At 67.3% G+C, this 12,193-nt stretch carries 5 protein-coding genes; 1 reads left to right on the top strand and 4 read right to left on the bottom strand.

What is annotated here, in order from left to right; genetic code table 11:
* Positions 1-37: 37 nt before the first annotated feature.
* From AC3WLT_RS09680 to recC, 3 genes are read right to left on the bottom strand one after another with little or no spacing between them, the layout of a single operon-like run.
* The gene (locus AC3WLT_RS09680; protein WP_492591657.1) at positions 38-2,140 is read right to left on the bottom strand and encodes an AAA family ATPase; all 2,103 of its coding nucleotides are present in this window, start codon (positions 2,138-2,140) and stop codon (positions 38-40) included.
* Positions 2,137-5,829 carry an exodeoxyribonuclease V subunit beta gene (gene recB / locus AC3WLT_RS09685; RefSeq protein ID WP_492591658.1) on the bottom strand — a complete coding sequence of 1,231 codons (3,693 nt, stop codon included), beginning with the start codon at positions 5,827-5,829 and terminating at the stop codon, positions 2,137-2,139. The genes AC3WLT_RS09680 and recB overlap by 4 nt, the downstream gene beginning before the upstream one ends.
* Positions 5,826-9,230: an exodeoxyribonuclease V subunit gamma gene (recC, locus tag AC3WLT_RS09690; RefSeq protein WP_492591659.1), complete on the bottom strand. Its 3,405-nt coding sequence runs from the start codon at positions 9,228-9,230 to the stop codon at positions 5,826-5,828. The genes recB and recC overlap by 4 nt, the downstream gene beginning before the upstream one ends.
* 202 nt (positions 9,231-9,432) lie before the next feature.
* Here recC and AC3WLT_RS09695 point away from each other — a divergent pair, with 202 nt between their 5' ends.
* Positions 9,433-11,904, top strand: a complete 2,472-nt coding sequence (locus AC3WLT_RS09695; RefSeq protein WP_492591677.1) for an FUSC family protein — start codon at positions 9,433-9,435, stop codon at positions 11,902-11,904.
* A 67-nt stretch (positions 11,905-11,971) separates the two neighbouring features.
* On the opposite strand, the gene AC3WLT_RS09700 is transcribed toward AC3WLT_RS09695, so the two are convergent.
* The gene (locus AC3WLT_RS09700) at positions 11,972-12,175 is read right to left on the bottom strand and encodes a hypothetical protein (protein WP_492591660.1); all 204 of its coding nucleotides are present in this window, start codon (positions 12,173-12,175) and stop codon (positions 11,972-11,974) included.
* Positions 12,176-12,193: the final 18 nt, after the last annotated feature.

Genomic DNA, 12,193 nt, shown 5'->3' on the forward strand with positions numbered 1-12,193 from the left:
ACTGCGCGCCGTCCTCACTGCGCGCGCCATCTCCCATCTATGCGCCGCGCCACGCCTCGGCTATTCGTGCGGCCAGTCCCGAGTCGCGCTGTGTGGGCGTCGCGATGGCCTGCGCCAGCACGGCACGCGCGCCGACCACTTCGACCCGCTCGCGCGCGCGGGTAATCGCCGTATAAACCAGTTCGCGCGACAACACCCGGCTGAACACCGACGGCAGCATCAACACCGCGTGTTCGAACTCCGAGCCCTGCGACTTGTGAACCGTCAGCGCGAAGGCGGTGTCGTGCGGCGGGAGCGCCGCCGGCGAGACGGCGCGCAGACCGCCGTCGCCGGTGCGGAAGTACACCCGCAATGCGCCGCCGGCGCCCGGCAACGCAATTCCGATATCGCCGTTGAACAAACCGAGCGCGTAGTCGTTGCGCGTCACCATCACCGGCCGGCCGGCGAACCACTGTGCGCCGACCGCCAATGTCACGCCCGCCGCGCGCCGCACCTGCGCGGCCATCGACGCATTCACCTGATCGACGCCACGCGGCCCCGAACGGGTCGCGCACAGAATGCGAAAACGGTTCAGCGCATCGAAGAGCGGCAGCGGATCCGGCGTACCGGCTGCAAGCGCCGCGGCAAGCGCACCGGCATACGGCGCAAAGCCCGCGGCAAGACGCGCGACGGTGCGCTCGGCCAGCGTCGCCTGGGTGTCTTCGTGCAGCGCCGCGGCGCAGGGTTCAGCAGGATCGACGCGCAACACGTCGAGCGCCGCCTCGGCGGAGCCGTTGCGGATCGCGAGCGATAAGCGCCCGATCGGCGATTCGAGACCGAATCGGTAGTTGCGTTCGAGCCAGACCACGCTGTCAGCAAGCGGGCTCTGCGCGGGCAATGCCGTTGCTGGCGCCGGCGCGGAAGCGCTTGCGAACAGATCGTCGGGCGGCCCGCCGAAGACGCCTGCTTCGTCCGCGTAGGCGAACAGGTTGGGCGATGACGCATCGAAGCCGTCCGGCGCGCCGGCATGCGCGAAGAGGTCGTCGGGTCCCGCATCGAAACCGTTCGGCGCCCCCGGCAATGCCTGCGCGAGCCGCGCCGCCTCGGTACCGAGCGCGTCGGCGATCCGCTGCAGCCCTGTGCGCGTGAAAGCCGGCCGCGCGCTGAGTTCCGCGAACACCGCGCCGGCCTCGACGGCCGCCAGCTGGTCCTTGTCGCCGAGCATCACGAGACGCGTGCGCGGCGCAATAGCATCGAGCAGATGCGCCGCCATCGCGACGTCGATCATCGACGCCTCGTCGATCACGACCACGTCGTAAGGCAGCGGATTGTCTCGGTGATGCCGGAAGCGCCCGCCCGGCCCGGAACCCAGCAGCCGATGCAAGGTGTACGAGGTCTGCGGCAGCCGCGCGGCGAGTTCCGGCGGCAAATCGCCGGCGCGCGCGAGCAAGGCTTCCTGCATCCGCTGGGCTGCCTTGCCGGTCGGCGCAGCCAGCGCAATGCGCAGATCTGCGCGTGCATCCAGCAGGCAGGCCAGCACGCCGACCACGGTAGTGGTCTTGCCGGTGCCAGGACCGCCGCTGACGATCGTGAGCCGTCCGGACAAAGCCATTACCGCGGCGACACGCTGCCAGTCGATCGCGTCGTCCCGCGGCGGGCCGAAGTAGCGCAGCAGCCGATCGCGCAGGGTTTGCGCGGTGGTGGCCGCTTGCGCCTCGTCAACACTCGTACCCGCCCCAGCATGAGCGACCAGCGAGCGCGCAAGCCGCCGCTCGTAATCGTAGTAGCGCGCGAGATAAAGCCGACCTTGTCCATCGATCACCAGGGGCCGCAATGCCGCCGCGCTTTGCGAACCGTCGCTGGCCATCCCGCTGGCAAAGAGCGCCGCGCGCACCTCGGCGCTCGAGGCCTCGAAACGCCGCGCGAGCACTGGAAGCGGCACGCAAACGTGCCCTTCGGCAGTCGCACGGCTCGCGGCAAAAGCCGCACGCGCGGCCCACTTCGCCGCCTCTGCGGACGCGCCGCTACGCCGCGCCAGCGCACCGATTCGGCGGGCGAACCCTTCGGCGAGCACGGTGCTGAAATCGGCCGGCGCGGACGCGTTCACCTCGATATCGTCGAGCGCCGGCGGCGCAAGCGGCGTCTGGTCGAATGTGCTCATGCCGCACCTCCGATCATCGCCGCGTCGAGCAACGCGACCAGTTCGAATGCGGGCCGGCGCATGTGCACGCCGGCTGGCCCGTCGGCGTCGCGCCACTCCGGACGCACCCCGCGCACGAACAGATACAGATAGCCGCCGATGTGCGTGTCGTACGCGTAGTCGCGCACCCGCGTATTCAGATAGCGATGCAGCGCGACCGTATAAAGCAGCGCCTGCAAGTGATACGCGTGGCTCGCCATGGCCGCTTCGAGCGGCGCCGCGGCGTAGTCGGCGGCGGTGTCGCCCAGATGGTTCGACTTCCAGTCGACGATCCAGAAGCGTCCGTCGTGCTCGACGATCATGTCGATAAATCCTTTGACGAAACCGCGCAACACGCCCGGCTCCAATGCGACGTCGGGATATCCGTGCTCGATCAGCAACGCGCGCAATGCGGGAAAATCGAGCGACGGCGCTGCAAACAGAAACTCGAGTTCGTTCAGACGCCGCCGCGGATTCAGTTTCGCGAGCGCCATGCCGGGCAGCAGCTCGGTCGACACCACATCGGCGATCAGCTTATGCATCATCGCGGGCAAGCGTGCCGCGAGTTCCGGCACGGCCGGCGCCGGACGCTCGCGCAACGCACCCCGGATCGCGTCCGGCCACGTGTGCGGCGCGGTGAAATCCGCGAGTTCGAACATCCGGTGCAGACAGTCGCCCGCCGCCGCGCCGCGCGGAAACGCAAGAATGTCGTCCGCTGCGTAGGACGGCGCTTGCGGCGCTGCCAGTGGCGCAGGCGCGAGCGCGTCGGCAATCTCATCGTGGTCGGGCCGCACCTCTTCGGCCGGCGCCTGCATGTCTTCGACTTTGCTGCCGGCGGCGATCAGGCCACTGAAGCTCGCCATGCGCCACTGATCGCGCAGCGGCCGGCGACTGACGCGCGCCTGCATCCGCGCGCCGCGGTCCTGCATGCTTTCCAGCGGCACGCGGCGCTCGACCCTGGGCAAGGCTTGCAGCGCAATCGGGCCGCCGGCCAGCGCCTGCCACCGGGCGGACAAGGCTGCTTCGTCGGGCGGATCGGCAAGCCAGTCGTCGAAGCTGTGCCCGCTGCCGCCCACCAGCCAGTTCAGCACGCTGCGCCGCGACTCCTTGGTGGAGCGCGACGACACGTACGTGCCGGCGACCAGGTAGCAGCGATACACCGCGCGTGTCAGCGCCACATAGACGAGCCGCGCCCGCTCGGCCGCCTGTTCGCGCGCCGCGTAACGGGACGCGCGCTCGGCTTCGTCATCATCGCAGCCGTAGTGCAGCACCGCGTCGCCCGTTTCGTCGTGATACTCGCGCGCATCGGGCAAACCCGACGACGGCGGATCGCGCAGCGCGCCGTCGTTCAGAAACGGACAGAACACGACCGCATATTCGAGCCCTTTCGATTTGTGGACGGTGACGATCTGCACGAGGTTGCGATCCGACTCGAGCCGCAATTGCGCGTCTTCACCGCCGCCTTGCTCGCGTTGCGCGGCCAGCCAGCGCAACGTGGGCGCGATGCCCGGCTGCGTGGCGGCGCGCGCCTGCACGAGTTCGGCCAGATGATTCACGTTCGTCAGACGCCGCTCGCCGTCGGGTCCGGCAACCAGCCGCTGCGCGACCCGCAACTCGCGCATCAGCGTGCGCCACATCACTGCGAAGCCGCGCTCATGCCACAACGTGCGATAGCGCGAAAAGCGCTCGACCCAGCCCATTGCGTCGGCGGCGTGCGCGGGATCGCCGGCCGGTGCGGGCGCGTCGGCAACCTGCTCCAGATGCCACAGCGCGGCGGCGTCGAGGCCCAGCCAATCGGTGGCGAGCGCAGCGCGCAAGCGGCGCAGATCGCCTGGCGTATCGACAGCGGCGAGCACGCGCTCGATCTGCTCGGCGTCGAGCGTGGCGAACACCGAGGCCTGCGCCAGTTCCACACTGCCCACGCCCCATGCCGCCAGCACGCGTTTGATCAGACTGCCCTGCTTATGCGTTTGCACCAGCACCGCAATGTTGCCCGGCGCGAGCGGCGCGCCGCCGATCGTCACCGTGTCTTCGCGCGCGCCGCGCAGGAGCCGCACGATCTCGGCGGCGCATGCTTCGCTCGCCGCGCGCTGGGCCTCGCGTTTGGTCAACGCGGCGTCGCCTTGCGGCAAGGTCCAGATCCGGAAGTCGCCCGCGTTCGCCTCGGGATCGGACAGCGGCGGCCGGCGCCGCTCGCCCGCACGCACCGGCTGATAGCCGAGCCCGTCGAGCACGAATGCCTGCGGGTTAGCTTCGAACAGACGATTACAGGCCTCGACGATGGGCGCGGTCGAGCGCTGATTGACGGCCAGCGTGTAGCACGCCGAAGCCGCCGCGCGCGCCGCCAGATAGGTATGCAGGTCCGCCGCGCGAAAGCTGTAGATCGCCTGCTTCGGATCGCCGACCAGGAACAGCGGCCCGGCCGGCGCGAAGATGCGGCTGAAGATCGCGAACTGCAGCGGATCGGTGTCCTGAAACTCGTCGATCAGCGCCGCCGGATAGCGCGTGCGCAAAGCATCGGCAAGCCACGGATGCGCGGCCAGCGCGCGATACAGATTGGACAGCAGATCGTCGAACGACACCACGCGGCGCGTGCGCTTGCGCGCCACCAGTTCGGCGGGCGCGTAGTCGAGCCAGACCTGCACGAGTTCGAGCCAGCGCGCGCGTTGCGCGGCTTCGGCCGCGGCCACCGCCGCCGCCAGTTCGTCGGCATGCACGAAGAACGGATGCTCGGGCGGTTCGAACTTGACCTTGGTGGCCTTCTTCAACGCCGAAGCCGTCAGCTTCAATGCGGCGCGCGGCGGCGGCGCATGGGGATCGCCCTGCGCGAAGTGGTCGGCCCATGCCTGGATCGCGGCGCTGACGGCTTCCGGCTTGTGCGAGGTCTTGCTCAGACGGTCCTGCGCCTCGGCCAGCAAACTGACGATCGCGTCGCGCTGCGCGTGCCAGACCTCGCTGGCGGCGTCGAAACCCGCTTGCGGATCGGCAGCGCTTCCGTCTGCATCGACACTGCCCCAGCGCAATTGCGCGAGCGGCTTTTTCAGACGCCGCGCCAGTTGTGCGTCGAACGATGCGGGGCCGGCGCGCCTCGCCACCAGCCATGCGGCAAACGCGGGATGCGCATGCGCCACCGGTTCCACTTGCTCGCGCCAGAAGTCGGCGGCCATTTCGAAACGCAGTGCGGCGTCGTCGGCTTCCATCTCGAACGCGAACGGCATGGCGGCGGCGAACGGCGCTTCCTGCAAGGCGCGCTGACAGAACGCGTGGATGGTGTGAATCGCGGCCTGGTCGAAGGTGCGCAGCGCGCGGCGCACCCTCTTCAAGGCGTCCTCGCGCTCGATACCCCGCTCCGGCGCCAGGGTCGTCTCAAAGAGACGCTGGATGAACGGATCGCCGCCGTCGTCGTCGGCTTCGATGGCCCGGTGCAGTTCCACGAGCCGGCCGCGAATCCGCTCGTGCAATTCGGCGGTCGCCGCCTTCGTGAAGGTAACGACGAGGATCTGATCGGCGTTGAAGTTCTTTTCGAGCAGCAGCCGCACGTACAGCGCGCAGATGTTCCAGGTCTTGCCGGTTCCCGCCGACGCCTCGATCTGGTTGACGCCGTCGAGCGAACAGGCGAAAACGTCGAGTTCCCCGGCGGCCAGCGCGTCGTTCCGAAGCGCGCCGCTCATGATGCGCTCCGCAGATGCTGGACGAGCGGCTTGAAGACGATCGACGCGAGGCGCCCGAACGGTTCGTCGAGCGTGAGCGGCGTGCCGCGCAGCGCGATGCGCAAGGCCGGGTCGTCGGATTCGCCCCGCACACGGTCGTTGATCCACACGCCCTGGGCGGCGGAGTCGCTCTCGCTGACCTTGGCCCAGGCGCTCTTCGGGAAAAAGCGCAGCGGCAACCTGCGTCCCGCTCTGAACAAGGCGGCAAGCGGCGCCAGTTGATCGAGCGGCGCGGCCACCGGCGTGAACTCGAAACGCTCGCCGCTGCCATGCCAGACCGTGCGGCGCGGGCCTGAAGGCAACGCCGCGCAATAGACCAGATGCGCGAGCCATGCGGACAGGTAGTCGCGCGCGGTGGGTTTGGCGTAGCGGAAAATCACTTGTCCTGTTTCGGTCAGCAAATTCAAGGTGCCGTGCAGTTGCAACGGGATTTCGGCGGCATTGCGAAGCGCCGCATCATGCGGGCCGAAGAGCGTGTCCGCCATGTCGGCGCTGTCGGCACTGTCGGCACTATCGGGCCAGCGCGGCGCGATATCGAGCACGAACGGCAAGCGTTCGACACCTGAGGCCACTTCGCGGCGCACGCTGTCCGCGAGCTGGCGCAGCGCGCCCAGTTCCCGTGAGCGCCACACAGCGCCGGTCGCGCCGCCCGGCAACTCGGGACTCGCTTCGGCGACGCGGCGCACGCGTTCGAACCTGCCGTCATCGTCTTCGAGATCGCTGTCGAGCAGCACCGGCAATAGACGCTCGGCCAATGCGTCACGGCCCGCATAGTCGAGTTCGAAAGGCTCGGTGTCGAGCAATTCGCCCTGCGCCTCCGACAACACGATACCCAGCCGGTCGCGCAGCAAGGCGCGCGCCGGATGACGCCAGAAACGCACGAATTCGTCGAAGGCAACCGGCGCGGCGTCTTCGGCCGGCAAGGGTCGATCGAAGAACGGCGCAGCCGGAGAAGCTTGCGGCGCGGCCAGCAAACTCGCCAGTTCCGCACGATCGGTGTCGTAGGTGAAGAGCCCGCGCTGCGACGAAAAATAGTCCGATGCGAAGGCCTGCAACGGATGATCGACGATAAACGCATGCCGCGCGGCTTCGATCTCCGCGGGGCTCGCGTCCTCACCCGCCGAGCCCGCCGATACCTGCGCGAGATGATCGAGCAATTCGTCGACCAGCGCGGCCGGCGGCAACGGCGCATTGTCGCGGATGCTGCGGCCCGTATAGGCGATGAACAGACGGTCGCGCGCGGCCAGCAAAAGATCGAGGAACAGGTTGCGCTCGTCGTCGCGGCGTTGCCGGTCGCCGGCTTTGCCGAAGGCGGCCATCAGGTCGAACTCGTCGGCGCGCGCGAGACTCGGCAGCACGCCGTCGTCCATGCCGAGCAGACAGACGATGCGATACGGCAAGCCACGCAAACTGGTCAGCGACGAGAACGTGACGCTGCCCCAAGGCACGCCGCCGCGCGCCGGGTCGTCGAGCGCCTCGGTGAGCGCGCCGCGCACCACGGCGGCCGGCAGCGCCACGTCTTGCGCGCCGGCCTCCATCGCGTCGCCCATCTTGTCGATCGCGTCGCGCACGGCGGCCAGCGAATCGGCGAACTCGACCCCGCCGTCGAAACACTGCGCGAGCGTTTCGAGCAGCAGTTGCGTCCATTCGGCAGGCGTTTGTTCGACCGCGCAACGCTGCGCGAAAGTGTCGATATCGTCGACGAAACGCGACAGCCGGCCAAGCAGTTCGGCGTCCGAGCCGTCCGCGCCTTCAACCGGCAGCCACGCGTCGACCGGCTCGCCGCCGTCAGGCATCGCGTAGCCGAGGTACAAACGCGTCAGCGCGTCGGCAAAAGTGTGGCGCGCGACCGGCACGTGTTCGCCGACCGGCTCGACCGGCGCAAGCCCGCGCCGCGCGCCGGCTGCCGCAAGCCATTCCTGCGCGGCTTCGAGCGCGCTTGCGTCGATCCCGTAACGGGCCGCGATGGCATCCACCCGCAGCCATTCGATCAGATCGGGCGCACCGACGCTGCGCTCCGGCAACGCCAGCCAGTCGAGCAGCAAGCGCGCCACCGGATTCGCCTGCGAAGGCGGCAGACCCGTGATCCGATACGGAATGCGGCGCGTATCGCCGGCCGGCGCGGTGCCGAACACCGCATCGATCAGCGGCCCGGCCGCCGCAAGATCGGACACGGCGACCAGCACGTCGGACGGCCGCAGGTCGTCGAACTCGTCGAACCAGCCGAGCAGGCGGTCATGCAGCACTTCCAGCTGCCGCGACAGGCTGTGACACACGTGCACTTCGATACCGCGCTCGACGGGCAGCTCGTCGGTGTCCGTTTCCGCTCGCAGATCGAGAATGCCGTTCTGCACGGCGGCGAGCCAGCTCGGCGCGGGGTTTGCGGTGAAGTCGCCGGTCTCGCCGGACGCGGCGCTCTCCGTCAACTCGTGCAGCATGTGCAGTTGCGCCTGGGTCTGGCGGCCCCACTCCGCCAGCAACGGATGGCCGACTTCCTGATAGTCGAGCTGACCGGCGGCGTCGAGCGCTTCGACTCGCCCCGCACTGACGACGTCGAACCAGAACTCGCGGCACGGGTTCATCACGTACAGACGCACATCGACCCAGCGCGACAGTTCGCGCAGCAACGCGACGTGCAGCGGCGGCATGGTCGGCAGCGCGAACACGCTGACGGCTTCGGGCCACTGCGCGTTTGAGATCGCTTCGAGATCGAGCGTGCCGATCTCGTCGAGAAAGCGATAGGCGGGCGGCAATGCGGCCGCGGGCGTTTGCGCGTCGCCCGCCACCTCGGCGAGCACCGCACGCCACAGCGCGGCTTGCCAGCGCTCGTCTTCGCGTGCCGCTTCGCTCGCGCCAATCAGACGCGGGCCGGTGTCGTCCGCGGCGCCGCTGGCGAAGATCGAACCGCCCTTCTGCCATTGCAGCAGCCACTCCGGGCGATAGGTCAGATAGTGGTCCAGCACGGTGGCCACGCGCCGCGCCAGTTCGTAGCGCATCGACGCATCGGCCGCATCGAGATACGTGCGAAGGCGCGGCGATGCGTTCCACGGCAGCGCGGCGTCTTCATCCCCCAGCAGCCGGTAGCAACGCCATACGAGCCGGTCCGGTGCGAACGGCGAATGCTTCGGCACCTCGATCACGCCGCCGATCTGCGTCCACAGCCATTGCGCGAGGTAACCAAAATTTACATTTGCGCAGATCCCCTGGCGAGCCGCGATATCGAGTTCGAGCCGGCGCCGCACCGCCGCGCTCGGAACGATGACGGGCTGCGCGGCCCAGGGATCGGACGGCGCTTGCGCCAGGTCGTCGAGCAACGCGCCGACAAGGGTTTCGTAGCGGTTCGAGTAGAAGAGCTGGAGCATGGAGTCGGGGTAAGCGCGCGGCGCGAACGGAACAGTCGGGCCGCAACAGACATTGAGGCGACAGCATAACAAACGCGCTACCAGGGCATAACCCGGCCAAACGGACGAGGTCGGAACGCCGACAAAATCAGTTAGACTCGACGGCAGTTTGGGTCTGTCCCTTCAACCGCTGTTTTCTCTGTGAATGGAATCCTGGCAGTCGATGCGCTATTCGGTCGAGATAAAAAAATTCCTCTATAGCCAGTACTTTTATGGCGGCCTGCGCATCGCAGTCGGCGTGTCGTTACCGGCTGTACTGTGCCTGATCGTATTTCACGATCGCGAGCTTGGCTTCACGATCGCGACCGGCGCGCTCGGCGCGTGCGTGGTCGATATGCCGGGACCGCTCAAGTACAAGCACAACGAAATGCTGGCGTGCAGCGTGATCGGCTTCCTGTCCGCACTCGCCACCGGCCTCGCCACGGTCAACTCGGTGGCGCTGTGGTGCACGGTCGTACCGCTGACTTTCGTGCTGTCGCTGATCGTCGTGTATGGCAACCGCTGGCCGCAGATCAGCTTCGCCACGCTGTTCATGATGATCATGACGCTCGAGGAGCATTTCACGCCGATGCAGGCGCTCGTCAATGCGTCGTGGATTCTGGCGGGCGGCCTCTGGTACACCTACTGGTCGACCCTCGTGAGCCGCTGGATGATGCATCGCATCGAACAGCAGGCGCTCGCCGAAAGCGTGTTTGCATGCGCGGACTATCTGCTCGCGCGCGCGGCGTTCTACGATCTCGATAACGATCTCGACGAGTGTTATCGCAATCTGGTCGACAAGCAGATCGCCGCGGTCGATCGCCAGGAGGCCGCGCGCGACATCGTGCTGCGCAACCTGCCGAAGCTGAAAACCGGCCGGCTCGAACCGCGCCGCGCGATGCTGTTCAATCTGTTCATCAACACCGTCGATCTGCATGAGCTGTTTGTCGGCACGCATACCGACTACCCGCTGGTGCGCAATACGTTCGGCGGTTCCGATCTGCTGGTGTTCTATCGCGATCTGATTCGCAAATCCGCGGCCGATCTCGAAGAAATCGGGCTCGCGGTGCTGCAAAACCAGGCACCGCGCACACGCGTGAATGTGAAAGCCGAATTGCGCGCCATCGAGTTCGAGATCGAACTGATGCGCAAGCAGGATCTGCCGTCCAGAAACCCCGAGGCCTACTCGGCGGTGTCGGCCACTTTCCGGCGCATCTGGAGCGCGACGCGGCTGATCGACAAGATGCGCAAGAGCCTGTCGAGCGACGCCCGCGTCACCGAAACCGAACTGCGCCTCGACCAGGCGCTTTCGCGCTTCGTATCGAGCCGCCGCGTGCCGTTCGGGCAGATATTCTCGAATCTGACGATGGCCTCGCCGAGCTTCCGTCACGCGCTGCGGGTGACGATTGCGGTGGCGGTCGGCTTCTGGCTCGGCCGCCTGCTGCCGCTCACCAATGCCTACTGGATCGTGATGACCACCGTCATCATTCTGAAGCCCGGCTATTCGCTGACCAAGCAGCGCAACGGGCAGCGGATCGTCGGCACGCTGATCGGCTGCGCGGCCAGCATCGGGCTGATGGTGTTCGTCAAGGAACCGCACATCCTGCTGGTGGTGATGTTTGCGTCGATGGTGATGAGCTACAGCCTGCTGCTGTTCAATTACACCGCGAGCGTAGTGTTCACGTCGTCGTATGTGTTGCTGATGTTCCATCTGCTCGCGCCGGGCAGCATGCGCATCATCGGCGAACGGGCCATCGATACGGTGGTGGGCTGCGCGATCGCGATTGCGGCGAGCCATCTGTTCCCGTACTGGGAATACCGGTTGATGGGCAAGCTCGTCAACAACATGATCAACGCGACCCGCCAGTATCTGGAAGCCAGCTGGTGGTGGAGCGGCAAACCAGCCGCTGCGGTTGCGGCGACCGTGACCGAAGCCGGCGCGCGTGCGCCGGCCGCGGCAATGGCGGACCCGGCGATCGGGTTCGGCACGCCGGCACTTGCGGTTGCCGGTGCGAATGCCGGTGCGAATGCTGGTGCGAATGCAGGTGCGGTTAGTGGCGCTGGTGATGGCGGAGGTACGAATCCGGGCGCCACTGCCGTCAGCGCCACCCCGGCCAAACCAGCCGCTGCCGCGTCTCCTGCCGCCGCAGCCGCCGCTACCGCACTCGATCGAGACTATCGCTACCGGCTCGCGCGCAAGAACGTTCACGTGGCGTTTGCCAATCTCGGCCAAGCGTTCCAGCGCATGATGCTGGAACCCAAGTCGGCGCAGAAGTTCGTGCCGGAACTGAACGGCTTGCTGGTGCGCAGCCACGTGCTCGCCTCACAGATCACGGTGGCGGCGCCCTTGCTGCGCACCTCGGCGCAACAACCGGAAGGCGTCTCGCTGCAGCCGCTGCAACGCGCGCTGAGCACCGTCCGCGATAATCTGACCGAAGCCGAGGCAGGCAACGCGCCGCCCGCCGATCAGGGCGAGCAGATCAGGCAGTTGACGCGTGAGCTGGATGCGATGGTGGTCGAAGCGGAGAAATCGCCGGGCTATTCGGCGGACGCCGTGCACGATCTTAAATTGCTGGCGCATCAATGCAAGCAGATGCTGGCGGCGTCCGCGCTGATTCGCAAGGATGCGAGCGTGATTCGCCTGCCGGAGGAGTGAAACCTCCGAATACCACGACGTGCCACGGCGAAACACGCCGCGGCACAATGCGCCGCCCTTCAGCGCGTTATTGCGAAGCGCCGCTCGCCGCTTTGGCTGCGGCCGCGGCCGCGCCAGACACAATCGAAGGCGCCGGCGCGTTCTGACGGTCGAAATCGCGCTTTTCGGTGATGGCGTTATAGAAGAGCGTGGCGATCACCAGCAACACCGCGACCACGATAAAAACAGCAATGCCGAGAGTCGGGTTCTTCTTGCGCAGTGGCTTGTTCATGAGGCGGGCTCGGTTCGC

The sequence above is a fragment of the Paraburkholderia sp. FW306-2-2C-D06C genome, from assembly GCF_058781505.1.